This is a genomic window from Pseudomonas sp. MH9.3, from assembly GCF_034354675.1.
Classification (GTDB): Bacteria; Pseudomonadota; Gammaproteobacteria; order Pseudomonadales; family Pseudomonadaceae; genus Aquipseudomonas.
Genome location: NZ_CP133785.1, coordinates 1,886,125 through 1,910,765, shown reverse-complemented (window position 1 = coordinate 1,910,765; position 24,641 = coordinate 1,886,125). Strand labels below are relative to the sequence as shown.

The window sequence follows — 24,641 nt, the reverse complement described above, 5'->3', positions numbered from 1 at the left end:
CTCGAGGAATACGTCATGAGCCATGCACTGCAACGCATTGATGAAACCCGTGAGGCGCTGGTAGGCGCGCTGGCGGACCGTAACTGGGAGGCCATCGGCGAACTCGACCTGGGCTGCCGCGATGTGATCGATCAGGTGCTCAGCGAAGCACCGGTCAACGAGGATGCGTTGCGTGAAAAGCTGGAAAGTCTGCTGGCGGTGTACCAGCAATTGCTCGAGGTGACGACGGGGGAGAGGCAGGCGATTTTCGAAGAGATGTCGCAGATCAACCAGGCGAAAAACGCGTCAAAGGTCTACCATCTGTTTGGTTGAACAGAGTCGGTTAACCCTAATGCGCGTCATAAATTTGACTGCGCAGGTTTTTTTGACTTAACTAGTGTTGTTTTCAGATTTCAGACGTCTACAAGGTAATGAGTCCTACGGACGTCTTGATTGCTCTCACACTGGGGCAGGAAGTTTTACTAGGGAAGTTGCTATTGCATGTGGCGTGAAACCAAAATTCTGCTCATTGATGACGATAGCGTTCGCCGCCGCGACCTGGCGGTGATTTTGAATTTTCTTGGCGAAGAAAATCTGCCCTGCGGCAGCTATGATTGGCAGCAGGCGGTCAGCTCATTGTCATCGAGCCGTGAAGTCATCTGTGTGCTGATCGGGACGGTAAACGCTCCTGGCGCAGTTTTGGGCTTGTTAAAGACACTGTCGACCTGGGATGAGTTCCTTCCGGTGTTGCTGATGGGCGATATTTCTTCGGTCGAGTTGCCCGAAGACCAACGCCGCCGCGTGTTGTCCACACTGGAAATGCCGCCCAGCTACAGCAAATTGCTCGACTCCCTGCACCGTGCCCAGGTCTATCGCGAGATGTACGACCAGGCCCGCGAGCGCGGCCGTCACCGCGAGCCCAACCTGTTCCGCAGCCTGGTCGGCACCAGCCGTGCGATCCAGCACGTGCGCCAGATGATGCAGCAAGTGGCCGACACCGACGCCAGCGTGCTGATCCTCGGCGAGTCCGGCACCGGCAAGGAAGTGGTCGCGCGTAACCTGCACTATCACTCCAAGCGCCGCGACGGGCCCTTTGTGCCGGTCAATTGCGGGGCGATCCCGGCGGAGCTGCTTGAAAGCGAACTGTTCGGCCACGAGAAGGGCGCCTTCACCGGCGCCATCACCAGCCGTGCCGGGCGCTTCGAACTGGCCAACGGCGGCACCCTGTTCCTCGACGAAATCGGCGACATGCCGCTGCCGATGCAGGTCAAGCTTTTGCGCGTGTTGCAGGAACGCACCTTCGAACGTGTGGGCAGCAACAAGACCCAGAGCGTCGACGTGCGCATCATTGCCGCCACCCACAAAAACCTCGAAAGCATGATCGAGGTCGGCAGCTTCCGCGAAGACCTGTACTACCGCCTCAACGTATTCCCCATCGAGATGGCTCCGCTGCGCGAGCGCGTGGAAGACATCCCGTTGCTGATGAACGAATTGATCTCGCGCATGGAACACGAAAAGCGCGGCTCGATCCGCTTCAACTCCGCCGCGATCATGTCCTTGTGCCGTCACGGCTGGCCGGGCAACGTCCGCGAGCTGGCCAACCTGGTGGAGCGCATGGCGATCATGCATCCCTATGGCGTGATCGGCGTGGTCGAGCTGCCGAAAAAATTCCGCTACGTCGACGACGAAGACGAGCAGATGGTCGACAGCCTGCGCAGTGACCTGGAAGAGCGAGTGGCCATCAATGGCCATACGCCAGACTTCGCGTCCACTGCCATGCTGCCGCCCGAAGGCCTGGACCTGAAGGACTACCTCGGCAATCTGGAGCAAGGCCTTATTCAGCAGGCCCTGGACGATGCCAACGGCATCGTCGCCCGCGCCGCCGAACGCCTGCGCATCCGTCGAACCACGCTGGTGGAGAAGATGCGCAAGTACGGAATGAGCCGTCGTGAAGGTGATGAACAGCCGGATGATTGACGCCTGTTTTTCAACTGACTGAAAAATAAGTCTATTTTTTTAGGCACGGGTATTGCTACAGCTCTCGCAACGTTCCGTTTAACTGACGGTCAGCCAGCGAGAGAGCATCATGCCCCACGCCGCCCAGCTATCTTCGGCCCCTGCCATCCAGGGGCTGGTTCCGCCTGTAGAGTCGCCGATCCGCCAGGGTCTTGAGCAGGCGTTCTCGCAGTTCAACCAGATGTCGAGCCAACTGACCGACTCCTACAGCCTGCTGGAGGCCCGGGTTTCCGAGCTCAAGGGCGAGTTGGCGGTGGTCAGTGCCCAGCGTATGCAAGAGCTGGCCGAGAAAGAGCGTTTGGCCAACCGTCTGCAAAACCTGCTGTCGCTGTTGCCGGGTGGCGTCATCGTGATCGACGACCAGGGCCGCGTGCGCGAGGCCAACCCGGCCGCCTGCGACATGCTCGGCCTGCCGCTCGAAGGCGAACTGTGGCGTGAAGTCATCACCCGCTGCTTTGCCCCCCGTGAAGACGACGGCCATGAAATTTCCCTCAAGGACGGGCGCCGCCTGTCCATTGCCACCCGTTCCCTGGACGCCGAGCCCGGTCAGTTGGTGCTGCTCAACGACCTGACGGAAACCCGGCACCTGCAGGACCAACTGGCACGCCACGAACGGTTGTCATCGCTGGGCCGGATGGTCGCTTCTCTGGCGCATCAGATCCGCACACCGCTGTCGGCCGCGCTGATCTACGCCAGTCATTTGACTGACGAGCAATTGCCCGCCGCCACCCATCAGCGCTTTGCCGGACGCCTCAAAGAGCGCCTGCATGAGCTGGAGCATCAGGTGCGTGACATGCTGGTGTTTGCCCGTGGCGAGTTGCCTTTGACCGACCGCGTCACCCCGGCGGCGCTGATGCAGGCGTTGCAGGCCGCCGCTGCCACTCATATCCAGGACGTGCAAGTGCGCTGGCAGTGCGACAGCCATCTCGGTGAGCTGCTGTGCAACCGCGACACCCTGGTGGGCGCGCTGCTCAACCTGATCGAAAATGCCACCCAGGCCAGCGGCCCCGGCGCACGCCTGAAGATTCACTTGTACAGCCGCGAGCAAACCCTGCGCCTGTGCATCAGCGACAGCGGCAGCGGCATCGACCCGCGGGTGCTGCAACGCCTGGGCGAACCCTTTTTTACTACCAAGACCAACGGAACGGGCCTGGGCCTGACCGTGGTCAAGGCAGTGGCGCGTGCCCATCAGGGAGAATTGCTGCTGCACTCCCGGTTGGGGCGTGGCACCTGTGCATTGATGACCCTGCCGCTGTTTACCAGTGCGGCAGGCGCGGAGTAAGGATATGTCTATCAAGGTTTTGTTGGTGGAAGACGATCGCGCCCTGCGTGAGGCATTGGCTGACACGCTGCTGCTGGCGGGCCATGACTACTGCGCGGTCGGTTCCGCCGAAGAAGCCTTGGCGGCCGTGGAACAGGAGGCTTTCAGTCTGGTGGTCAGCGACGTGAACATGCCCGGCATGGACGGTCACCAGTTGCTCGGCCTGCTGCGCGCGCGCCACCCGCAATTACCGGTGCTGCTGATGACCGCCCACGGCGCCGTCGAGCGTGCGGTGGACGCCATGCGCCAGGGCGCGGCAGATTATCTGGTCAAGCCGTTCGAGCCCAAGGCGCTGATCGAACTGGTTGCCCGGCACGCCCTTGGCGTTATTTCCAATCCCGACGGCGAGGGCCCGATTGCCTTCGAGCCGGCCAGTGCCCAGTTGTTGGAACTGGCCGCCCGTGTAGCGCGCAGCGACTCCACCGTGCTCATCTCGGGCGAGTCCGGCACCGGTAAGGAAGTGCTGGCGCGCTATATCCACCAGCAATCGAGCCGCGCCAAACAACCGTTTATCGCGATCAATTGCGCCGCGATCCCCGACAACATGCTCGAAGCCACCCTGTTCGGCCACGAAAAGGGCTCGTTCACCGGTGCCATCGCGGCCCAGGCTGGCAAGTTCGAGCAGGCAGACGGCGGCACCATCCTGCTCGATGAAATCTCGGAAATGCCCCTGGGCCTGCAAGCCAAGCTGCTGCGGGTATTGCAGGAGCGTGAAGTGGAGCGGGTGGGCGCGCGCAAGCCGATTCAGCTGGATATTCGCGTGGTCGCCACCACCAACCGCGACCTGGCGGGTGAAGTGGCGGCGGGGCGCTTTCGTGAAGACCTGTTCTACCGGCTGTCGGTATTCCCTCTGGCCTGGCGCCCGTTGCGCGAACGCCCGGCGGACATCATCCCGCTGGCCGAGCGCCTGTTGCGCAACCACGTCAAAAAAATGAAGCACGCCCAGGCGCGGCTGTCGGCCGAGGCCCAGGCGTGTCTGATCGGCTACCCGTGGCCGGGTAATGTGCGCGAACTGGACAACGCAATCCAGCGTGCGTTGATCCTGCAGCAGGGCGGCTTGATCCAGCCGCAGGATTTCTGCCTGGCCACTGGCACGGGCGCGGCGCCGTTGCCGAGCCTGGCGCCCGCGCCCGTGGTCGCCGAAGCCGAATCGGCGGGCGCGCTGGGTGACGACCTGCGTCGCCGTGAATTCCAGATGATCATCGACACCCTGCGTGCCGAGCGCGGCCGCCGCAAAGAGGCCGCCGAGCGCCTCGGTATCAGCCCGCGCACCCTGCGCTACAAGCTGGCGCAGATGCGCGACGCCGGCATGGACGTCGAAGCCTACCTCTTCGCCACCTGACTCAACCCTGCACAGGTTTGCTCAGCCCCCGTGGCGAGCAGGCTTGTCCTGCGTTGGCTGCGCAGCAGCCCCAAAGCCAGGCGCTGAGCCGTATCAGGTACACCGCGTTTTGCTCGATTGGGGGCGCTTCGCACCCCAACGCGGGGCAAGCCCGCTCGCCACAGGAGTCGTCCTCGTCAATGACTGGGTGAAATATAGTCCGACCGCCTTTGTCGCCTTTTCTTACGAGTTGCTCCAGAGCTGGCACCCTTGTTGCACCTACCCCTGATAACTGCTGCGTAGTGTCAAAAATTTGCGGGTTGTCGGAGAGAGAAGGTCATGAGCCAGGGTATTGAGTTCAATCGGTTGATGTTGGATATGCGCTCCATGCAAATGGATGCCATGGCCCGGCCGAAATCCGTCGCACCCGTGCCGGAATTGGGCCAAAGCAATTTTGCCGACATGCTCGGTCAGGCCATCAACAAGGTCAGTGACACCCAGCAAGCCTCCAGCCAGTTGGCCACCGCATTCGAAATCGGCAAAAGCGGCGTGGACCTCACCGATGTGATGGTCGCTTCGCAAAAGGCCAGCGTTTCCTTTCAAGCCTTGACCCAAGTGCGTAACAAAGTGGTTCAGGCTTACCAAGACATCATGCAGATGCCGGTTTAAGGGCGAGAGTTAAGTCATGGCAGAAGCAGTCACCGACAACGTACCCGCCAAAGCAGGTGGCAAGCCGCCGCTGTTTGGCCTGTCGTTCCTGGAAAACCTCTCGGAAATGACCATGCTGCGTCAGGTCGGCCTGATGGTCGGCCTGGCGGCGAGCGTGGCGATTGGTTTTGCCGTGGTGCTGTGGTCGCAGCAGCCCGATTACCGTCCGCTGTACGGCAGCCTGGCGGGCATGGATTCCAAGCAGATCATGGAAACCCTCGCCGCCGCCGACATCGCCTACACCGTAGAACCCAACTCCGGCGCCTTGCTGGTCAAGGCCGATGACGTGGCCCGTGCCCGCATGAAGCTGGCCGCCGCCGGCGTGACGCCGTCCGACAGCAACATCGGTTTCGAAATCCTCGACAAGGACCAGGGCCTGGGCACCAGCCAGTTCATGGAAGCCACGCGCTACCGTCGTGGCCTTGAAGGCGAACTGGCGCGCACCATCTCCAGCCTCAACAACGTCAAGGGCGCCCGTGTGCACCTGGCGATTCCGAAAAGCTCGGTGTTCGTGCGTGACGAGCGCAAGCCCAGCGCCTCGGTACTGGTTGAGCTGTTTTCCGGCCGCTCCCTGGAGCCTGGCCAGGTACTGGCGATCATCAACCTGGTGGCCACCAGCGTTCCCGAACTGAGCAAGTCGCAAATCACCGTGGTCGACCAGAAGGGCAACCTGCTGTCGGACATGGCCGAAAACTCCGCGCTGACCCAGGCCGGCAAGCAGTTCGACTACAGCCGCCGCATGGAAAGCATGCTCACCCAGCGGGTGCACAACATCCTGCAACCGGTGTTGGGCAACGACCGCTACAAGGCCGAAGTCTCCGCCGACGTGGACTTCAGCGCTGTCGAGTCGACGTCCGAGCAGTTCAACCCGGACCAGCCAGCGCTGCGCAGCGAGCAATCGACCAGCGAGCAACGTACCGCCAGCAGCGGCCCGCAAGGTGTGCCGGGTGCCCTGAGCAACCAGCCACCGACCCCGGCCACCGCCCCGCAAACCACCGGTGGCGCCGCCGCCACCGCTGGCGCCATTGCCGCCGGGCAGCCGCTGCTCGACGCCAACGGCCAGCAGATCATGGACCCGGCCACCGGCCAGCCGATGCTCGCGCCGTACCCGGCGGACAAGCGTAACCAGTCCACCAAGAACTTCGAACTCGACCGTTCCATCAGCCACACCAAGCAGCAGCAGGGCCGCATCAATCGCCTGTCGGTGTCGGTAGTGGTCGATGACCAGGTCAAGGTCAACGCTGCCGACGGTGCCGTGACCCGTGCGCCGTGGACCGCCGATGAATTGGCGCGCTTCACCCGCCTGGTGCAGGATGCCGTTGGTTTCGACGCCAGCCGTGGCGACAGCGTCAGCGTGATCAACATGCCGTTCTCCGCCGAGCGTGGCGAAGTCATCGCTGAAGCGGCGTTCTACACCCAGCCGTGGTTCTGGGACATCGTCAAGCAAGTGCTGGGGGTGTTGTTCATCCTGGTGCTGGTGTTCGGTGTGCTGCGTCCGGTGCTCAACAACATCACCGGCAACGGCAAGAAACAACTGGCCCTGGCCGGTGGCGACGTCGAGTTGGGTGGCATGGGCGGCCTGGACGGCGAACTGGCCAACGACCGCGTCAGCCTCGGCGGCCCGCAAAGCATCCTGTTGCCCAGCCCGAGCGAAGGCTATGACGCTCAGCTGAACGCAATCAAGAGTCTGGTAGCAGAAGACCCGGGCCGTGTGGCCCAGGTCGTGAAAGAGTGGATCAACGCAGATGAGTGATAATCGAGCCGCTGTTGCCAAGCTCTCCCGAGTCGACAAAGCCGCCGTGCTGCTGCTGTCGCTGGGCGAAACCGACGCCGCCCAGGTGCTGCGTCACATGGGGCCCAAAGAGGTCCAGCGCGTGGGCGTGGCCATGGCGCAGATGCGCAATGTGCACCGTGAGCAAGTCGAACAGGTGATGAGCGAGTTCGTCGAAATTGTCGGCGACCAGACCAGCCTGGGCGTCGGCTCCGACAGCTACATCCGCAAGATGCTCACCTCGGCGCTCGGCGAAGACAAGGCCAACGGCCTGATCGACCGCATCCTGCTGGGCGGCAACACCAGCGGCCTGGACAGCCTCAAGTGGATGGAACCGCGCGCGGTGGCCGACGTGATCCGCTACGAACACCCACAGATCCAGGCCATCGTCGTCGCGTACCTGGACCCGGACCAGGCCGGCGAAGTGCTCGGCCACTTCGACCATAAAGTGCGCCTGGACATCATCCTGCGCGTGTCGTCGCTGAACACTGTGCAGCCGGCGGCCCTGAAAGAACTCAACACGATTCTGGAGAAGCAGTTCTCCGGCAATTCGAATGCCTCGCGCACCACCCTGGGCGGCATCAAGCGCGCGGCCGATATCATGAACTTCCTCGACAGCTCGGTCGAAGGCCAGTTGATGGACTCGATCCGCGAGATCGACGACACCCTGTCCGGCCAGATCGAAGACCTGATGTTCGTGTTCAACAACCTCTCCGATGTCGACGACCGTGGCATCCAGGCGTTGCTGCGCGAGGTGTCTTCGGATGTGCTGGTGCTGGCGCTCAAGGGCTCCGACGAGAACGTCAAGGAGAAGATCTTCAAGAACATGTCCAAGCGCGCGTCCGAACTGCTGCGCGACGACCTCGAAGCCAAGGGTCCGGTACGCGTCAGCGACGTCGAAACTGCGCAGAAGGAAATCCTCACGATTGCCCGCCGTATGGCCGAAGCCGGAGAAATCGTTCTCGGTGGGAAGGGCGGCGAAGAAATGATCTAAGGCGCTGTCCATGTCGAGCAAAGATGAAACGCCCAGCGACCTGATTCGCGCGCGGGACGTGGGCGGGTTCGACATCTGGTCGTTGCCCAGCTTCGACCCGCATGTGCCCGAGCCCGAACCCGCACCGGTGGTGGAAACCCCGGCGGAGATGGAAGAAGTGCCGTTGGACGAAGTCCAGCCGCTGACCCTCGAAGAGTTGGAAGCCATCCGCCAGGAGGCTTACAACGAAGGCTTCGCGGCAGGCGAAAAGGACGGTTTTCGCAGCACCACCCTCAAGGTGCGCCAGGAGGCCGAGGTGGCGCTGGGCGTCCAGCTTGCCAGCCTGGAACGCCTGATGAACGGGCTGTTCGAGCCGATCGCCGGGCAGGACGCGCAGATCGAAAAATCCATGGTCGCACTGGTGCAGCACATCACGCGCCAGGTGATCCAGCGCGAACTGGTGCTGGACTCCAGCCAGATCGAAGGCGTGATGCGCGAAGCGCTCAAATTGCTGCCCCTGGGCGTCGGCAATGTGCGGCTGTACATCAACCCGCAGGATTTCGAGCAGGTCAAAGCCTTGCGCGAGCGCCATGAAGAAACCTGGCGCATCGTCGAGGACGCTGCGTTGCAGCCCGGCGGCTGCCGGGTCGAGACCGAACACAGCCGCATCGATGCCACGGTGGAAACCCGCATCAGCCAGATCATGGCCAAGTTGCTCGACCAGCAGCACGAACAGGCCATGAACCCGGGCGAACCCGATATCAGCATCGACCTGGACCGCCCGGATGCGCCTTGACCGCACCAGCTTCGCCAAGCGCCTGGGCAGTTACGCCGAGGCCACGCAGCTGCCCGGCCAGCCGATTCTTGAAGGGCGCCTGCTGCGCATGGTCGGCCTGACCCTCGAAGCCGAGGGCCTGCGCGCCGCCATGGGCAGCCGTTGCCTGGTGATCAACGACGACAGCTACCACCCGGTGCAGGTCGAAGCCGAAGTGATGGGCTTCTCCGGCAGCAAGGTGTTCCTGATGCCGGTCGGCAGCGTTGCCGGCATCGCCCCCGGCGCCCGCGTGGTGCCGCTGGCCGACACCGGCCGCCTGCCCATGGGCATGAGCATGCTCGGCCGCGTGCTTGACGGCGCCGGCCGTGCGCTCGATGGCAAGGGTGGCATGAAGGCCGAAGACTGGGTGCCGATGGACGGCCCCACGATCAACCCGCTCAATCGCAACCCCATCAGCCAGCCGCTCGACGTGGGCATTCGCAGCATCAACGGTTTATTGACGGTCGGGCGCGGCCAGCGTCTGGGCCTGTTCGCCGGTACCGGGGTGGGTAAATCGGTGCTGCTGGGCATGATGACGCGCTTTACCGAGGCCGACATCATCGTGGTGGGGCTGATCGGCGAGCGTGGCCGCGAGGTCAAGGAGTTCATCGAGCACAGCCTGGGCCCGGAAGGCCTCAAGCGCTCGGTGGTGGTCGCATCGCCGGCCGACGATGCGCCGCTGATGCGCTTGCGCGCGGCCATGTACTGCACGCGCATCGCCGAATATTTTCGCGACAAGGGCAAGAATGTCCTGTTGCTGATGGACTCGCTCACGCGTTTTGCCCAGGCCCAGCGGGAAATTGCCCTGGCCATCGGCGAGCCGCCGGCGACCAAGGGTTACCCGCCGTCCGTATTCGCCAAGTTGCCCAAGCTGGTGGAGCGCGCCGGTAATGCCGAGGCGGGCGGCGGCTCGATCACGGCGTTCTACACGGTTTTGTCCGAAGGCGATGACCAGCAGGACCCGATTGCCGACTCGGCGCGGGGCGTGCTCGACGGCCACATTGTGCTGTCCCGGCGCCTGGCCGAGGAAGGGCACTACCCGGCCATCGATATCGAAGCCTCCATCAGCCGGGTGATGCCATCGGTGGTAACGCCGGAGCACATGGCCCGCGCCCAGCAATTCAAGCAACTGTGGTCGCGCTATCAACAGAGCCGCGACCTGATCAGCGTGGGTGCCTACGTGGCCGGTGGCGATCGCGAGACCGACCTGGCGATTGCCCTGCAACCGCAACTGGTGACCTACCTGCGCCAGGGCCTCAACGACAACATCAGCATGGGCGAAAGCGAGGCTCACTTGCAGTCGATCTTCGCCCCGGCGCCAGGCGGTTAAGCCATGGCCAATTCGCGTTCTGCACGCCTTGCGCCGGTGGTGGAGATGGCCGAAAAGGCCGAAAAAGCCGCGGTGCAGCGCCTGGGTTATTTCCAGGGCCAGGTGCGCCTGGCCGAAAGCAAGCTGGGCGACCTTGAACGCTTTCGCAGCGAGTACCAGCAGCAGTGGATCGACCGTGGCAGCAAGGGCGTGTCCGGCCAGTGGCTGATGGGTTACCAGGGCTTTCTCAACCAGCTGGAAACCGCCGTCGGTCAGCAACGCCAGAGCCTGGCCTGGCACCAGAACAACCTCGACAAGGCGCGTGAAAGTTGGCAAGCCGCCTATGCCCGGGTCGAGGGTCTGCGCAAACTGGTGCAGCGCTACATCGACGAAGCGCGCGCGCTGGAAGACAAGCGTGAGCAGAAGCTGCTCGATGAGCTGTCGCAACGTCTTCCCCGCCAATCCCCGTTCTAAATAGGGGACAAACCCCTCCCGCGATTGATTTGCTGTGTTGCTCGGATTCCATTCAACTGCTAAACCTGTGTCACATTTACCCATGACAAGGAAGCAGTTAAATGTCGGTCGAAAAAAAAGTATCCATGGATGGGAAGACGTTGACTATTGCGATCAAGGGCCGCTTCGATTTCAGCAGCCACCAGGATTTTCGCAACGTCTATGAAGGCGTTTACCCCAAGCCCGAGACGGTCGTGGTGGACTTGAAGGAAACCACCTACATGGACAGCTCGGCGCTGGGCATGCTTCTGCTGCTGCGCGACCATGCGGGGGGCGACAAGGCCTATATCCGTGTGATCAACAGCAGTTCGGACGTGCGCAAGATCCTCGCCATCTCCAACTTCGACAAACTGTTCGATATCGAATGAGTGTCCAGGCCCCTGTCCTTGAGGCGCTGACGATTCTGATCGCCGAAGACAGCGCCGCCGACCTGCTGTTGCTGTCGACCATCGTGCGTCGTCAGGGCCATCAGGTGCTCACCGCCACCAATGGTGCTGAAGCGGTGCAGGTGTTTACCCGTGAACGCCCGCACCTGGTGTTGATGGACGCGCTGATGCCGGTGATGGATGGGTTCGAGGCTGCGCGGCGGATCAAGCAACTGGCGGGCGAAGCGCTGGTGCCGCTGATTTTCCTCACCTCCCTGCGCGAAAGCGAAGCCCTGGCCAAATGCCTGGACGCTGGCGGCGATGACTTTTTGGCCAAACCCTATAACCCGGTGATCCTCGCGGCCAAGATCAACGCCATGGACCGCCTGCGTCGCCTGCAGGCCACGGTGTTGCAGCAGCGCGACCTGATCGCCAAACACCATGAGTACCTGTTGCACGAGCAGCGAGTGGCCAAGGCGGTGTTCGACAAGGTGGCCCATTCCGGCTGCATCAACGCGGCGCCGAACATTCGCTATCTGCAATCGCCCTATGCATTGTTCAACGGCGACCTGCTGCTGGCGGCCTACACGCCGTCGGGTGACATGCATGTGCTGCTCGGCGACTTCACCGGTCATGGCCTGCCGGCGGCGGTGGGCGCCATGCCGCTGGCGGAAGTGTTCTACGGCATGACCGCCAAGGGCTACGGCCTGGCCCAGACCCTGCGCGAGATGAACGCCAAGCTCAAGCGCATCCTGCCGGCGGACATGTTCTGCTGCGCCACGCTGCTGTGCCTGAGCACCCAGCGGCGTGCGGTGGAGGTGTGGAATGGCGGCATGCCCGAGGGCTATGTGCACGAGGTCGCCACGGGCAAGCGCACGCCGTTGATGTCACGCCATTTACCCTTGGGCGTGCTGTCGGCGGAGCAGTTTGACGACCGCACCGAAGTCTGGCCGATGGCCCTGGGTGACCGCGTGTTTTTACTGTCCGACGGCGTGCTCGACACCGCCGATGCCAACGAACAATTATTTGGCGCCGAGCGCTTGCTGCAGGTGTTTGCCGCCAATCGCGAGCCGGACCGCCTGTTTGAAGACATCGAGCAGGCGCTGGCGGCGTTTCGCGGCCAGGTGCGCGATGACATCAGCATGGTGGAAATCACTCTGCAGGCCGGACAGTCGCTGCGCGCAACTGGTCCTTTGTACGCCGACAGCGGCCAGTCTTGCCCGCTGGACTGGTCGGTGACCTTTGAGTTTCGCGCCGACACCCTCAAACGCTACAACCCGTTGCCCTATCTGCTGCAATTGCTGCTGGAAATCCACGGCCTGCGCGAGCAGAGCGGGGCGCTTTACAGCGTGATGGCCGAGCTGTATTCCAATGCCCTGGAGCACGGCGTGCTGGGGCTGGACTCGCGGCTAAAGCGCGATGCCGAGGGGTTTGCGCAGTATTACCGCCTGCGCAACGAGCGACTGACACAACTGGACAGCGGGTTTGTGCGTGTGCATGTGCAGGTGGTGCCCACCGACACCGGCGGTACCCTGAGCTTGCGTGTCGAAGACAGTGGCCAGGGGTTTGACGTGGAGCAGGTACTGGCGCGGCCGCTGGATATCGACCGTCTGTCTGGCCGGGGGCTCAGCCTGGTACGCCAATTGTGCAGCGCTGTAGGCTGGTCTGATGGCGGGCGCAGTGTCTGCGTGGAGTTTTGCTGGGAGGCTCTGGCATAATCCGGCGATTCTTGATCAAGGAGCGAGCAAGTGGTTGATGTTCATATGGACCCGCAGGTGTTGGCGGGTTTGCAGGAGGTGATGGAAGGGGAGTATCCGCGCTTGCTGGATACCTTTTTGCTTGACTCCGAAGAGCGGGTGAAGGCGTTGCACATGGCGCGTGGTGATGCGCAGGCGTTGCGGCAGATTGCGCACAGTTTCAAGGGGAGCAGCGGGAATCTGGGGGCGGTGCGGTTGGCCTTGTTGTGTCAGCGGTTGGAAATGGCATCGGTGGGGGATCTTGGGACGTTGGTGGATCAGATTGACCGGGAGTTTGCTTTGGTTCGGGCGATGTATGAGGGAGAGCTTCGGCGGGTTTTTGTGGGGTGATTGGGGTTGCGCGCCCTACGGCGCGGATGGACCATCCCTGGCCCTGCGTGTTTGACGGGGCGCCCAGATCAAAAGCAAGAGCGCGAATGGTTTGTCGAACGCTGTACAAAATGTGGGAGGGGGCTTGCTCCCGATGGCTGAGTGTCAGTCAGCTTATGGGTAGCTGACCCACTGCCATCGGGAGCAAGCCCCTCCCACATTTGGATTTCCATTTGTCTGATGGATATCACACGGCTTTGATCTGCTTTGCTTTGGCTGGGCGCCCGTCAACCACGCTGGCGGGCCAGGGATCGCGTAGTCATCACCCAAATAACGGATATGCACCCAAGCAAACCAACCTGGCCCAACTCTTGCTATATCTCCACAACTGCATCCCACGACCCCCATGCAGTTGGAGACCCTACTTATGCCAGTCGCCCCCAACTCCCTCCTTCAGGCTGCCCCTGCGGCCAAGCCTCAAGCGCCCGTCGCTCCTTCACCTTCAGTGACGGCGGACCCACGGGACAAAGGCCCTGGCTTCGCTCAAGTGTTCGCCAACCAGGCGCCCAAACCAGTCGCCAAGCCCGACGCCAGCCCGGCCAAACCCGCGCGGGACAAGCCCGCCGAGAGCCCGGCCAAGCCCGTTGCCGACAGCGACAAACCTGCCGCCAACACGCCGGCGGTTGCCGATAGCGGCAAACCCTTGCCTGCCACGCCGCCGGCCAAGTCCGACGACAGCGCCAGCAGCGACGACGACAAACCCACCGACGCGGCCCAGGCACAACAGCCAGCGGCCGATCCGGTGGTCGACCCGGCGCTGGTGGCCACGCTCACGCCGGTGGTGGCTGCGCCGGTGCCGCCGGAAACCCCGGCCCCGGTTGCCGCCAAGCCCGACAAGGCTGACAAGGCTGACAAGACGCAACCCGCAGTCGCTGCACCTGTCGCGGCAACCGATGCCGCCAAGCCTGCCTTCGACCCCGCCGCCGACCCGCTGGACGACATGCCCGCCGTGCGCCTGGCGATGGAGCAGGGCGGTCACGTGTCGGCCACCAGTCAGGCGCCGCAGAAGGGCGCACCGACCACCACCCAGGATCAGCCTACCGCTGCGCAGACCTTCGCCGCCGGCATGGCCACCCTGGTGGACCAGCAAGCCGCCAAAGACAGCACCCATCAGGGCGGCGAGAAGGCGTTCGGTGCGCTGATCGATGACGGCCTCAAGGACCTGAAAAACGCCGGCAGCGACACACGGGTCGATAACTTCGCCGATCGCCTGGCCGCGCTGACCCAGGCTGCCACGCCGAAAACCGCCAATGCGCTGCCGCCGGTAGCCAACGCACCGCTGGCGATGCACCAGAGCGGCTGGACCGAAGAAGTGGTCAACCGCGTGATGTACCTCTCCAGTGCCAACCTCAAGTCGGCCGAGATCCAGCTGCAACCGGCCGAGCTCGGACGCCTGGATATCAAGGTCAACATGACACCGGACCAGCAGGCCCAGGTGACGTTCATGAGCGGTCACGCTGTGGTGCGTGAAGCGCTGGAAAGCCAGTCCGGTCGGCTGCGCGAGATGTTCGCCCAGCAGGGCATGGGCCAGGTGGATGTGAACGTGTCCGACCAGTCCCGTGGCCAGGAGCAGCAACAGCAACAACAGAGCCAGATGCGCGGCGTGAGTGGCGGCGGTGGGCGGGGTGGCCGTGGCGATGTGGCTGAGCAGGCTGACGTGAGCGCCGCTGTCGCGCCCGTAACGACCAGCGTGATCGGCTCCAGCGCGGTCGATTACTACGCCTGATTTCGGCCATATGCCGCTTGAATGTGGGAGGAGGCTTGCTCCCGATAGCCGTGTGTCAGTCACTGTATGTGGCAATGACTCAACGCTGTCGGAAGCAAGCCCCCCTCTCACAAGGCCATGTGCCTGTCTACTAGACAATTCTGGCATAACACTTGCTCTTGCCTTTCCGTAGATCTATGAATCCCCGAATAGTGACGGATTATTGGCATGGCGAAGAGCGAAGACGCAGCACAAGCACCCGAAGGCAAGGTCAAGGGCAAGGGCAAACTCAAGCTTATCCTGATGATTGTCCTGGGCCTGCTCCTGGCCATTGGTGCTTCGGTAGGCGGCACCTGGTACATCATGCACAGCAGTGCCAGCAAACCGGCCCCCGCCGCCGAGACCGCCACCAACGTCAAGCAACCGGCTATCTTCGAGCCGATGCTGCCGGCCTTTGTCGCCAACTACAATCAGAACGGCCGTCAACGCTACCTGCAGGTGAGCATGACGCTGCTGGCGCGTAACCAGGCGGACCTGGATGCACTCAAGGTGCATATGCCGGTGATCCGCAACAACCTGGTGATGCTGTTATCCGCACAGAGCTTCGACAGCCTGGTAACCCCGGTTGGCCAGGAAATGCTGCGCCAGAAAGTCACCGCCAGCGTGCAGGAAGTGTCCCAGAAGGAACTCGGCAAAGTCGCCGTCGAGCAAGTGCTCTTCACCAATTTCGTATTGCAGTAGGATCACGACATGGCCGTGCAGGACCTGCTGTCCCAGGATGAAATCGATGCGCTGCTGCATGGCGTGGACGATGGTCTGGTACAGACCGAAATGGCTGCCGAGCCCGGCAGCGTCAAAAGTTATGACCTGACCAGCCAGGATCGCATCGTCCGTGGGCGCATGCCGACCCTGGAGATGATCAACGAACGTTTCGCCCGCTACACCCGCATCAGCATGTTCAACATGCTGCGCCGTTCGGCTGACGTGGCGGTGGGTGGCGTGCAGGTGATGAAGTTCGGCGAGTACGTTCACTCGCTGTACGTGCCCACCAGCCTCAACCTGGTCAAGATCAAGCCGTTGCGCGGCACTGCGCTGTTCATCCTCGACGCCAAGCTGGTGTTCAAGCTGGTGGACAACTTCTTCGGTGGCGACGGCCGTCACGCCAAGATCGAAGGCCGCGAATTCACCCCTACCGAATTGCGCGTGGTGCGCATGGTGCTGGAGCAGGCCTTCATCGACTTGAAGGAAGCCTGGCAGGCCGTTATGGAGGTCAATTTCGAGTACATCAACTCGGAAGTGAACCCGGCCATGGCCAACATCGTCGGGCCGAGCGAGGCCATTGTGGTGTCGACGTTTCACATCGAACTCGATGGCGGCGGCGGCGATCTGCACGTGACCATGCCGTACGCGATGATCGAACCGGTGCGCGAGATGCTCGACGCTGGCTTCCAGTCCGACGTGGACGACCAGGACGAACGCTGGGTCAAGGCCCTGCGCGAAGATTTGCTCGACGTCGACGTACCCCTGAGCGCCACCGTGGCCCGTCGCCAGTTGCGCCTGCGCGATATTCTGCACATGCAGCCCGGCGACGTGATTCCGGTCGAACTGCCGGAAGAAATGATCATGCGCGCCAACGGCGTGCCGTCGTTCAAGGTCAAGCTCGGTTCCCACAAGGGCAACCTGGCGCTGCAGGTGATCGAGCCGATCAACCGGCGCTGATCCCCCTCTTTTTATGAATGTTTGCTTCGCCGAGGACATGTAATGGCTACCGAACACGAAAACACTTCCGCCGAAGACCAGGCCCTGGCTGACGAATGGGCAGCGGCCCTGGAAGAAACCGGCGATGTCGGCCAGGACGATATCGACGCGCTGCTGGCCGCCGATGCCGCCACCGCGCCGGCCGGCAAGCGCCTGCCGATGGAAGAATTCGGCAGCGTGCCGAAGAACAATGACCCGGTGAGCCTCGACGGACCCAACCTGGACGTGATCCTCGACATTCCTGTGTCGATCTCCATGGAAGTGGGCAGCACCGAAATCAACATCCGCAACCTGCTGCAGCTCAACCAGGGCTCGGTGATCGAGCTGGACCGCCTGGCCGGTGAGCCGCTGGACGTGCTGGTCAACGGCACGCTGATCGCCCATGGCGAGGTGGTGGTGGTCAACGAAAAGTTCGGCATCCGCCTGACGGACGTGATCAGCCCGAGCGAACGCATCAAGAAGCTGCGCTGACATGAAGTATTCACTGGCGGGACTGTGTCTGGCGCTGCCATTGAGCGCCCTCGCGGCCGAACCCGTGGCGAAGGCGGCCGCGCCCGTGGTCGGCAGCAGTGTCGGCGGGCAACTGACCCAACTGGTGCTGGGGTTGCTGCTGGTGGTGGGGCTGATCTTTGTGCTGGCCTGGGTGATGCGCCGCATGCAGCGCATCGGCCCGGGCAATGGCCAGGTGATCGAGATGATCGGCGCACGTGCGCTCGGACCGCGTGACCGGCTGGTGCTGGTGCAGGTCGGTGGCGAACAGATTTTGCTGGGCATCACGCCGGGCCGCATCACCCCGCTGCACGTGCTCAAGAACCCGGTGAACGTGGACTCGTCCACGCCTGCCACGCCGGAATTCGCTCAGCGCCTGATGGAGTTGCTGGGCAAGGATCAGAAGGATAAGAAGTAATGCGCGTTTTATTGACGCTCATGCTGTTGCTGGTCGCGCCACTGGCGCTGGGCGCCGACCCGTTGTCGATCCCGGCGATCACCCTGGGCACCAACGCGGCCGGCGCGCAGGAGTATTCGGTCAGCCTGCAGATTTTGCTGATCATGACCGCGCTGAGTTTTATCCCGGCGTTCGTCATGCTGATGACCAGCTTTACGCGGATCATCATTGTGTTCTCGATCCTGCGCCAGGCCCTGGGCCTGCAGCAGACGCCGTCGAACCAGATCCTCACCGGCATGGCGCTGTTCCTGACCATGTTCATCATGGCGCCGGTGTTCGACAAGGTGAACCAGCAGGCCCTGCAGCCTTATCTGGCCGAGACCATCACGCCCCAGGTCGCCATCGACAGGGCCCAGGGCCCGATCAAGGACTTCATGCTGTCGCAGACCCGCTCCAGCGACCTTGAGCTGTTCGTGCGCCTGTCCAAGCGCACCGACATTGCGACACCGGATCAGGCGCCGCTGACCATCCTGGTGCCGGCGTTCGTCACCTCGGAACTGAAGACCGCATTCCAGATCGGCTTCATGATCTTCATCCCGTTCCTGATCATCGACCTGGTGGTGGCGAGTGTGCTGATGGCCATGGGCATGATGATGCTGTCGCCGCTGATCATCTCGTTGCCGTTCAAGATCATGCTGTTTGTGCTGGTGGATGGCTGGGCGCTGATAATCGGCACTCTGGCCGGCAGTTTCGGAGGGGTATGAGGCCATGACGCCAGAAGTAGCGGTCGACCTGTTCCGTGATGCGTTGTGGCTGACCACCATGATGGTCGCCGTGCTGGTGGTGCCGAGCCTGTTGGTGGGCCTGCTGGTGGCGATGTTCCAGGCCGCGACCCAGATTAACGAACAGACCCTGAGCTTCCTGCCGCGCCTGCTGGTGATGCTGATCACGCTGATCGTCGCCGGCCCGTGGCTGGTGCAAACCTTCATGGAATACATTCTGCAGCTGTACGGCAGTATTCCGCAGTTGATCGGCTGAGCCCATGCAATCGCTGCTGGCGCTGACCGACACGCAGATCAGTACCTGGGTGGCCTCGTTCATCCTGCCGCTGTTTCGCGTCACAGCGATGCTGATGGCGATGCCGGTGTTCGGCACCACCCTGGTTCCCCGTCGTGTGCGACTGTACTTTGCGGTGGCCATCACGGTGGTGATCGTTCCCGGCTTGCCGCCGATGCCGCCGGTCAACGCACTCGATCTCAGCGCCTTGCTGCTGATCGCCGAGCAGGTGCTGATCGGCGCCATGCTGGGCTTTTCCCTGACCCTGTTCTTCCAGGCCTTCGTGGTCGCCGGGCAAATCATTTCGATCCAGATGGGCATGGGCTTCGCGTCCATGGTCGACCCTACCAATGGCGTCTCGGCGGCGGTGATCGGGCAGTTTTTGACGATGCTGGTGACCTTGCTGTTTCTGGCCATGAACGGCCATCTGGTGGCGTTCGAGGTGCTGACCGAAAGCTTCACCACCTTGCCGGTGGGCTCGGGGCTGGTGGTCAATCATTTCTGGGAAGTGGTGGGGCGCCTCGGCTGGGTGCTGGGCGCCTCGCTGTTGCTGGTGCTGCCGGCGATCACCGCATTGCTGGTGGTGAACATCGCGTTCGGCGTGATGACGCGTGCGGCGCCGCAGTTGAACATTTTCTCCATCGGCTTCCCGCTGACCCTGGTGATGGGCATGGTGATTTTCTGGGTCGGCCTGGCTGACATTCTCAATCAGTATCAACCGCTGGCGACCGACGCCCTGCAGTTTTTACGTGACCTGGCACGGGCGCGCTGAGCCATGGCCGAGAGCGAGAGTGGTCAGGACAAGACAGAAGACCCCACGGAGAAACGCAAAAAGGACTCCCGGGAAAAGGGCGAGATCGCCCGTTCCAAGGAGCTCAACACCGTCGCGACCATGATGGCCGGTTCTGGCGCCCTGTTGATCTATGGCGGCGGCCTGGCCCTGGATTTGCTGGAGTTGATGAAATACAACTTCAGCCTGCCGCGCGAGGTGCTGCTCAATCCCGATGCCATGGGCCAGTACCTGATGCACTCGGGCAAGATCGCGCTGTTGGCAGTGCAGCCGATCCTGATCACGTTGATGCTGGCCGCGCTGATTGGCCCGGTGGCCCTGGGCGGCTGGCTGTTCGCCGCCAGCAGCATGGCGCCCAAGTTCAGCCGAATGAACCCGGGGGCAGGGCTCAAGCGCATGTTTTCCGCCAAGGCGCTGGTGGAACTGCTCAAGGCCCTGGCCAAATTCATCCTGATTCTGTTCGTGGCGCTGGCGGTGTTGTCGTCCGATATCGACGACCTGCTGCGCATCGCCCACGAGCCGCTGGAGTCGGCGATCATTCACAGCTTGCAGTTGGTGGGCTGGAGCGCGCTGTGGATGTCCGCCGGGCTGATCATCATTGCGGCGGTGGACGCGCCCATTCAGCTGTGGGAGAGCCACAAGAAACTGCTGATGACCAAGCAGGAAGTGCGCGACGAACACAAGGACCAGGAAGGGCGGCCGGAGGTCAAGCAGCGCATCCGCCAGCTACAGCGTGAAATGTCCCAGCGCAAGATGATGGCCTCGGTGCCCGACGCCGACGTGATCATCACCAACCCGACCCACTACGCCGTAGCGCTCAAATACGACCCGGAGAAAGGCGGCGCGCCAATGCTGCTGGCCAAGGGCAGCGACTTTACTGCGCTGAAAATCCGTGAAATTGCCGTGGCCAACGACATCCTGCTGCTGGAGTCGGCGGCGCTGGCGCGCTCGATCTTCTACTCCACCGACCTGGACCAGGAAATTCCCGCCGGCCTGTACCTGGCTGTGGCGCAGGTTCTGGCCTATGTCTACCAGATCCGCCAATACCGCGCGGGCAAGGGCAAACGGCCGGACCCGCTCAAGGACTTGCCGATTCCGCCGGAGCTGCGGCGCGATTCCTGAGGCTGCGTGGCTCCCACTGTGTCGCATTTTTACATCGCTACCACTCGTTATTGGGTTGCGTCTACCTGTCAACTTTGACAGTAGCCAGCAGCGCCTTTGCGCGGTTCCATTGCAGTAGAAACCGTACACAGGTTGTGAGCTATATACAGGGAGAGCGGTGTTGAAGGTGTATAGAGGTGCTGTCGAATCCTACAATCCGGTCAGGGCCGAGTGGGTGATTCGGGCGTGTGATTGGGACGGTGAGGTATTTGTAGACGAGAGTGATTGGGGTGGGATTGAGTTTTCGATTGGCCAGCAAGTGGCATTCCAAATGATCCATCGACCCAAAGGTCCGTACGCGCTGCCACCGATCGGATCAGCCACACCAAAACCTTGATGACGCAAGGCGCCAGCGGCGCACATCCAGTCTTTACACAAACCAGAATGTGGGAGGGGGCTTGCTCCCGATAGCGATGGATCAGTCACTCCAGCGGTGGACTGACCCACGACTATCGGAAGCATGCCCCCTTTCCGTATTTTTGATCCTGTTGCCAAAACCAAAGTTGGACAGCTTCTTGCAATACCGCCTGCAAGTCGCCTCCTGGCGTCAAAAGTTTGCTTTACGTTACGAGGAATACTGGTGGTGGATCGCTCTCAAATGTTCGGCACGGCCCGTACGACCCTGACTGACCTTTCGCGGGGCAATCTGGGTGTGCCGTTGTTGTTGCTGGTGATGCTGGCAATGATGATGTTGCCGATGCCGCCGTTTCTGCTCGACGTGTTCTTCACCTTCAACATCGCGTTGTCCGTGGTCGTGTTGCTGGTGTGCGTATACGCGCTGCGGCCGCTGGATTTTGCCGTGTTCCCCACTATCCTGCTGGTGGCGACCCTGCTGCGGCTGGCGCTGAACGTTGCGTCCACCCGTGTGGTGATGCTGCACGGCCAGGACGGCCATGCCGCCGCCGGCAAGGTGATCCAGGCATTCGGTGAGGTGGTGATCGGCGGTAACTACGTGGTCGGTATCGTGGTGTTCGCGATCCTGATGATCATCAACTTCGTGGTCGTGACCAAAGGTGCCGGGCGTATTTCCGAGGTGAGCGCGCGCTTTACCCTCGACGCCATGCCCGGCAAGCAGATGGCAATCGACGCCGACCTCAACGCCGGCCTCATCGACCAGAACCAGGCCAAGTCCCGCCGCCTGGAAGTGGCCCAGGAAGCCGAGTTCTACGGTTCCATGGACGGTGCGAGCAAATTTGTGCGTGGCGACGCCATCGCCGGCCTGCTGATTCTGTTCATCAACCTCATCGGCGGCATGGCCGTGGGTATCTTCCAGCACGGCATGACCTTCGGCGATGCCGGCAAGGTGTACGCCTTGCTGACCATCGGTGACGGTTTAGTGGCGCAATTGCCATCACTGTTGTTATCCACAGCAGCAGCCATCATGGTGACCCGTGCTTCGGGTTCCGAAGACATGGGCAAGCAGATCAGCCGGCAGATGTTTGCCTCGCCCAAGGCCCTGGCCGTGGCGGCGGGCATCATGGCGATCATGGGGATCGTGCCGGGCATGCCCCACGTGTCGTTCCTGACCATGGCGGCCCTGGCGGGTGGCGGTGCCTACCTGTTCTGGAAAAAACAGAACGCGGTCAAGGTGCAGGCCCTGCAAGAGGTGGCGCGCCAGCAGGAATTGCTGCCATCCCCGGCCCGCGCCCAGGAAACCAAGGAGCTGGGCTGGGATGACGTGACCCCGATCGACATGATCGGTCTGGAAGTCGGCTACCGCCTGATTCCTCTGGTGGACCGCAACCAGGGTGGCCAGTTGCTCGCGCGGATCAAGGGTGTGCGCAAGAAGTTGTCCCAGGACCTGGGCTTCCTGATGCCTACCGTGCACATCCGTGACAACCTCGACCTGGCCCCCAGCGCCTACCGCCTGACCCTGATGGGCGTGATTCTCGCCGAAGCCGAGATTTACCCGGACCGTGAGCTGGCGATCAACCCGGGCCAGGTGTTCGGCAGCCTTAACGGCATCACCGCCAAAGATCCGGCTTTTGGCCTGGACGCGGTGTGGATCGAAGTCAGCCAGCGCAGCCAGGCGCAATCGCTCGGTTACACCGTGGTGGACGCCAGCACCGTAGTTGCTACCCACCTCAACCAGATCCTCTACAAACACTCCCACGAGCTGATCGGCCACGAGGAAGTCCAGCAATTGATGGGGTTGCTGGCCAAGGCCTCGCCAAAACTCGCCGAAGAGCTGGTGCCGGGCGTGCTCTCGTTGTCGCAGCTGCTCAAGGTGCTGCAAGCGCTGCTGGCCGAACAGGTACCGGTACGCGACATTCGCAGCATTGCCGAGGCTATCGCCAACAACGCTGCCAAGAGTCAAGATACCGCCGCGCTGGTGGCTTCGGTGCGCGTCGGATTGTCCCGCGCAATCGTGCAAAGCATTGTAGGGCTTGACTCCGAGCTGCCTGTTATCACCCTGGAGCCAAGGTTGGAACAGATTTTGCTCAATAGTATTCAGAAGGCAGGATTAGGCCAGGAAGAGGGCGTTCTGCTGGAGCCAAGCATGGCTGAAAAACTGCAGCGTTCGTTGATCGACGCCGCACAGCGCCAGGAAATGCAGGGCCAACCGGTGATTCTGCTGGTGGCAGGCCCGGTCCGAGCGATGTTGTCGCGGTTTGGACGCCTGGCAGTACCGAATTTGCACGTGTTGGCTTACCAGGAAATTCCTGACAATAAGCAAGTGACTATCGTCGCGACAGTAGGGCCCAACGGCTGAGGTAGTGGGTTATGCAAGTGAAGCGTTTTTTCGCCGCCGATATGCGTCAGGCCATGAAACTGGTGCGTGATGAGCTGGGCGCCGATGCTGCCATTATCGGCAACCGCCGCATCGCCGGCGGTGTGGAGCTGACGGCTGCCCTGGATTACACCCCCCAGGCCCTGGCGCCACGCGTGCCGAACATGGAACTCGAAGACGAGCTGCGCAAAACCGCCTCGCGCATTGTGTCGGCCCAGGCCGAGCTGAGCATGCGCGGCGACAGCGACACCACCACCAATCGCCAGCTGTTCGCCGGCCTGCCGCTGACTGCTGCCGAGCCGCTGGTGGAGCCGACTTTCGTTGAGCCGCCGCGTCCTGCCGCACCGGCCCCGGCTGCCGCCGTCGACCAGCGCGTCTTCGATTCGATGCGCTTTGAACTCAACGGCCTGCGCGAACTGCTCGAAGTACAACTGGGCTCGCTGGCCTGGAACCAGTTGCAAGGCAGCAAGCCGCAACAGGCCAACCTGTGGCGTCGCCTGCAACGCATCGGCCTGTCCGGCCCGCTGTCGCGCGACCTGCTGGCGCTGACCGGCAACATCGAGGAGCCCCGTCAGGCCTGGCGCATGCTGTTGGCGCACCTGGCGCGGATGATCGCCACCCCGGAAATCGAACCCCTCGAAGAGGGCGGTGTGATCGCCATGGTCGGCCCTGCCGGCATGGGCAAAACCACCACCCTGGCCAAGCTGGCCGCCCGTTACGTGCTCAAGTACGGCGCCAACAACATCGCGCTGGTGAGCATGGACAGCTACCGCATTGGCGCCCAGGAACAGCTCAAGACCCTCGGCCGCATTCTCAATGTGCCGGTGACCCACGTCGACCCGGGCCAGTCCCTGGCCAACGCCCTCGACCCGCTGCTGCGCAAGCGCGTGGTGCTGATCGACACCGCCGGCCTGCAAGCCAGCGATCCGGCGTTGCGCATGCAGCTGGAAAGCCTGGCCGGCCGTGGGATCAAGTCGAAAAATTACCTGGTGCTTGCAACCACCAGCCAGAAACAGGTTCTTACCGCTGCGTATCACAGTTACAAGCGCTGCGGTCTGGCCGGCTGCATCCTCACCAAGCTCGACGAAACCGCGAGCCTGGGCGAAGTACTGAGCCTGGCAATCAGTCATGAATTACCGGTCGCCTACCTGACCGACGGCCCGCGAATCCCGGATGATCTGCATCTGCCGCGTCGTCATCAGTTGGTCAGCCGTGCCGTGAGTGTGCAAATGCAAGACGAGCCTAGCGAGGAAGCGATGGCTGATATGTTCGCCGACCTTTACCACAACCCGGCAAAACGGGTCGGTTGAGGCAGGATGAACACCGTGAAATGTACCT

General features: G+C 62.4%; 24 protein-coding genes. All 24 read left to right on the top strand.

Features of this window, described 5'->3' with window-relative positions; all coding sequences use genetic code 11:
- The first annotated feature begins 15 nt into the window (after nucleotides 1-15).
- The 24 genes from RHM60_RS08105 to flhF all read left to right on the top strand — a co-directional run bounded on the left by RHM60_RS08105 (nucleotide 16) and on the right by flhF (nucleotide 24,613).
- Nucleotides 16-312: a hypothetical protein gene (locus RHM60_RS08105; RefSeq protein ID WP_003230955.1), complete on the top strand. Its 297-nt coding sequence runs from the start codon at nucleotides 16-18 to the stop codon at nucleotides 310-312.
- Between the two features lie 168 nt (nucleotides 313-480).
- Nucleotides 481-1,956: a sigma-54 dependent transcriptional regulator gene (locus RHM60_RS08100; protein ID WP_322214149.1), complete on the top strand. Its 1,476-nt coding sequence runs from the start codon at nucleotides 481-483 to the stop codon at nucleotides 1,954-1,956.
- Between the two features lie 109 nt (nucleotides 1,957-2,065).
- A complete protein-coding gene (locus RHM60_RS08095) occupies nucleotides 2,066-3,277 on the top strand; it encodes a sensor histidine kinase (protein WP_209983471.1) in 1,212 nt (403 codons plus the stop codon).
- 4 nt (nucleotides 3,278-3,281) lie between these two features.
- Nucleotides 3,282-4,658: a sigma-54-dependent transcriptional regulator gene (locus RHM60_RS08090; RefSeq protein ID WP_209983469.1), complete on the top strand. Its 1,377-nt coding sequence runs from the start codon at nucleotides 3,282-3,284 to the stop codon at nucleotides 4,656-4,658.
- Between the two features lie 318 nt (nucleotides 4,659-4,976).
- Entirely contained in the window at nucleotides 4,977-5,306 is a 330-nt protein-coding gene (gene fliE / locus RHM60_RS08085) for a flagellar hook-basal body complex protein FliE (protein WP_003230964.1), read from the top strand.
- A gap of 16 nt (nucleotides 5,307-5,322) precedes the next feature.
- On the top strand, nucleotides 5,323-7,098 hold the full coding sequence (gene fliF / locus RHM60_RS08080; protein WP_209983466.1) for a flagellar basal-body MS-ring/collar protein FliF: 1,776 nt from the start codon (nucleotides 5,323-5,325) through the stop codon (nucleotides 7,096-7,098).
- Nucleotides 7,091-8,110: a flagellar motor switch protein FliG gene (gene fliG / locus RHM60_RS08075; RefSeq protein WP_003230967.1), complete on the top strand. Its 1,020-nt coding sequence runs from the start codon at nucleotides 7,091-7,093 to the stop codon at nucleotides 8,108-8,110. Before fliF ends, fliG begins: the two co-directional genes overlap by 8 nt.
- A gap of 10 nt (nucleotides 8,111-8,120) precedes the next feature.
- Nucleotides 8,121-8,885: a flagellar assembly protein FliH gene (gene fliH / locus RHM60_RS08070; protein ID WP_209983464.1), complete on the top strand. Its 765-nt coding sequence runs from the start codon at nucleotides 8,121-8,123 to the stop codon at nucleotides 8,883-8,885.
- Entirely contained in the window at nucleotides 8,875-10,233 is a 1,359-nt protein-coding gene (gene fliI / locus RHM60_RS08065; protein WP_231421585.1) for a flagellar protein export ATPase FliI, read from the top strand. The genes fliH and fliI overlap by 11 nt, the downstream gene beginning before the upstream one ends.
- 3 nt (nucleotides 10,234-10,236) lie before the next feature.
- Entirely contained in the window at nucleotides 10,237-10,686 is a 450-nt protein-coding gene (gene fliJ, locus RHM60_RS08060) for a flagellar export protein FliJ (RefSeq protein ID WP_209983461.1), read from the top strand.
- Nucleotides 10,687-10,787: 101 nt separating this feature from the next.
- Nucleotides 10,788-11,093, top strand: coding sequence for an STAS domain-containing protein (locus RHM60_RS08055; protein ID WP_209983459.1), 306 nt, complete (start codon nucleotides 10,788-10,790; stop codon nucleotides 11,091-11,093).
- The gene (locus RHM60_RS08050; protein ID WP_322214148.1) at nucleotides 11,090-12,808 is read left to right on the top strand and encodes a fused response regulator/phosphatase; all 1,719 of its coding nucleotides are present in this window, start codon (nucleotides 11,090-11,092) and stop codon (nucleotides 12,806-12,808) included. The genes RHM60_RS08055 and RHM60_RS08050 overlap by 4 nt, the downstream gene beginning before the upstream one ends.
- A gap of 30 nt (nucleotides 12,809-12,838) precedes the next feature.
- Nucleotides 12,839-13,177 carry an Hpt domain-containing protein gene (locus RHM60_RS08045; protein WP_209983455.1) on the top strand — a complete coding sequence of 113 codons (339 nt, stop codon included), beginning with the start codon at nucleotides 12,839-12,841 and terminating at the stop codon, nucleotides 13,175-13,177.
- Between the two features lie 406 nt (nucleotides 13,178-13,583).
- The gene (locus RHM60_RS08040) at nucleotides 13,584-14,942 is read left to right on the top strand and encodes a flagellar hook-length control protein FliK (RefSeq protein WP_322214147.1); all 1,359 of its coding nucleotides are present in this window, start codon (nucleotides 13,584-13,586) and stop codon (nucleotides 14,940-14,942) included.
- Between the two features lie 207 nt (nucleotides 14,943-15,149).
- Entirely contained in the window at nucleotides 15,150-15,662 is a 513-nt protein-coding gene (gene fliL / locus RHM60_RS08035) for a flagellar basal body-associated protein FliL (protein ID WP_209983451.1), read from the top strand.
- 9 nt (nucleotides 15,663-15,671) lie between these two features.
- Nucleotides 15,672-16,640, top strand: a complete 969-nt coding sequence (gene fliM / locus RHM60_RS08030; protein WP_209983449.1) for a flagellar motor switch protein FliM — start codon at nucleotides 15,672-15,674, stop codon at nucleotides 16,638-16,640.
- A gap of 42 nt (nucleotides 16,641-16,682) precedes the next feature.
- Nucleotides 16,683-17,150, top strand: a complete 468-nt coding sequence (fliN, locus tag RHM60_RS08025) for a flagellar motor switch protein FliN (RefSeq protein WP_057008168.1) — start codon at nucleotides 16,683-16,685, stop codon at nucleotides 17,148-17,150.
- A 1-nt stretch (nucleotide 17,151) separates the two neighbouring features.
- A complete protein-coding gene (fliO, locus tag RHM60_RS08020; RefSeq protein WP_209983447.1) occupies nucleotides 17,152-17,586 on the top strand; it encodes a flagellar biosynthetic protein FliO in 435 nt (144 codons plus the stop codon).
- Complete coding sequence (gene fliP / locus RHM60_RS08015) at nucleotides 17,586-18,329, top strand: flagellar type III secretion system pore protein FliP (RefSeq protein WP_003236875.1); 744 nt, start codon at nucleotides 17,586-17,588, stop codon at nucleotides 18,327-18,329. The genes fliO and fliP overlap by 1 nt, the downstream gene beginning before the upstream one ends.
- Nucleotides 18,330-18,333: 4 nt before the next feature.
- Complete coding sequence (gene fliQ / locus RHM60_RS08010) at nucleotides 18,334-18,603, top strand: flagellar biosynthesis protein FliQ (protein ID WP_209983445.1); 270 nt, start codon at nucleotides 18,334-18,336, stop codon at nucleotides 18,601-18,603.
- 4 nt (nucleotides 18,604-18,607) lie between these two features.
- On the top strand, nucleotides 18,608-19,393 hold the full coding sequence (fliR, locus tag RHM60_RS08005; RefSeq protein WP_209983443.1) for a flagellar biosynthetic protein FliR: 786 nt from the start codon (nucleotides 18,608-18,610) through the stop codon (nucleotides 19,391-19,393).
- Nucleotides 19,394-19,396: 3 nt separating this feature from the next.
- Nucleotides 19,397-20,533 (top strand): flagellar biosynthesis protein FlhB, encoded by a 1,137-nt coding sequence (gene flhB / locus RHM60_RS08000; RefSeq protein ID WP_209983441.1) that lies wholly within the window; start codon nucleotides 19,397-19,399, stop codon nucleotides 20,531-20,533.
- A 637-nt stretch (nucleotides 20,534-21,170) separates the two neighbouring features.
- Nucleotides 21,171-23,285: a flagellar biosynthesis protein FlhA gene (gene flhA, locus RHM60_RS07995; protein ID WP_245229258.1), complete on the top strand. Its 2,115-nt coding sequence runs from the start codon at nucleotides 21,171-21,173 to the stop codon at nucleotides 23,283-23,285.
- Nucleotides 23,286-23,296: 11 nt separating this feature from the next.
- Nucleotides 23,297-24,613 carry a flagellar biosynthesis protein FlhF gene (flhF, locus tag RHM60_RS07990; protein WP_209983437.1) on the top strand — a complete coding sequence of 439 codons (1,317 nt, stop codon included), beginning with the start codon at nucleotides 23,297-23,299 and terminating at the stop codon, nucleotides 24,611-24,613.
- The last annotated feature ends 28 nt before the right edge of the window (nucleotides 24,614-24,641 follow it).

Coding starts and splice junctions, on each gene's coding strand:
- RHM60_RS08105 (WP_003230955.1), top strand. CDS start 16: ATGAGCCATGCACTGCAACGCATTGATGAAACCCGTGAGGCGCTGGTA.
- RHM60_RS08100 (WP_322214149.1), top strand. CDS start 481: ATGTGGCGTGAAACCAAAATTCTGCTCATTGATGACGATAGCGTTCGC.
- RHM60_RS08095 (WP_209983471.1), top strand. CDS start 2,066: ATGCCCCACGCCGCCCAGCTATCTTCGGCCCCTGCCATCCAGGGGCTG.
- RHM60_RS08090 (WP_209983469.1), top strand. CDS start 3,282: ATGTCTATCAAGGTTTTGTTGGTGGAAGACGATCGCGCCCTGCGTGAG.
- fliE (WP_003230964.1), top strand. CDS start 4,977: ATGAGCCAGGGTATTGAGTTCAATCGGTTGATGTTGGATATGCGCTCC.
- fliF (WP_209983466.1), top strand. CDS start 5,323: ATGGCAGAAGCAGTCACCGACAACGTACCCGCCAAAGCAGGTGGCAAG.
- fliG (WP_003230967.1), top strand. CDS start 7,091: ATGAGTGATAATCGAGCCGCTGTTGCCAAGCTCTCCCGAGTCGACAAA.
- fliH (WP_209983464.1), top strand. CDS start 8,121: ATGTCGAGCAAAGATGAAACGCCCAGCGACCTGATTCGCGCGCGGGAC.
- fliI (WP_231421585.1), top strand. CDS start 8,875: ATGCGCCTTGACCGCACCAGCTTCGCCAAGCGCCTGGGCAGTTACGCC.
- fliJ (WP_209983461.1), top strand. CDS start 10,237: ATGGCCAATTCGCGTTCTGCACGCCTTGCGCCGGTGGTGGAGATGGCC.
- RHM60_RS08055 (WP_209983459.1), top strand. CDS start 10,788: ATGTCGGTCGAAAAAAAAGTATCCATGGATGGGAAGACGTTGACTATT.
- RHM60_RS08050 (WP_322214148.1), top strand. CDS start 11,090: ATGAGTGTCCAGGCCCCTGTCCTTGAGGCGCTGACGATTCTGATCGCC.
- RHM60_RS08040 (WP_322214147.1), top strand. CDS start 13,584: ATGCCAGTCGCCCCCAACTCCCTCCTTCAGGCTGCCCCTGCGGCCAAG.
- fliL (WP_209983451.1), top strand. CDS start 15,150: ATGGCGAAGAGCGAAGACGCAGCACAAGCACCCGAAGGCAAGGTCAAG.
- fliM (WP_209983449.1), top strand. CDS start 15,672: ATGGCCGTGCAGGACCTGCTGTCCCAGGATGAAATCGATGCGCTGCTG.
- fliN (WP_057008168.1), top strand. CDS start 16,683: ATGGCTACCGAACACGAAAACACTTCCGCCGAAGACCAGGCCCTGGCT.
- fliO (WP_209983447.1), top strand. CDS start 17,152: ATGAAGTATTCACTGGCGGGACTGTGTCTGGCGCTGCCATTGAGCGCC.
- fliP (WP_003236875.1), top strand. CDS start 17,586: ATGCGCGTTTTATTGACGCTCATGCTGTTGCTGGTCGCGCCACTGGCG.
- fliQ (WP_209983445.1), top strand. CDS start 18,334: ATGACGCCAGAAGTAGCGGTCGACCTGTTCCGTGATGCGTTGTGGCTG.
- fliR (WP_209983443.1), top strand. CDS start 18,608: ATGCAATCGCTGCTGGCGCTGACCGACACGCAGATCAGTACCTGGGTG.
- flhB (WP_209983441.1), top strand. CDS start 19,397: ATGGCCGAGAGCGAGAGTGGTCAGGACAAGACAGAAGACCCCACGGAG.
- flhA (WP_245229258.1), top strand. CDS start 21,171: ATGTTCGGCACGGCCCGTACGACCCTGACTGACCTTTCGCGGGGCAAT.
- flhF (WP_209983437.1), top strand. CDS start 23,297: ATGCAAGTGAAGCGTTTTTTCGCCGCCGATATGCGTCAGGCCATGAAA.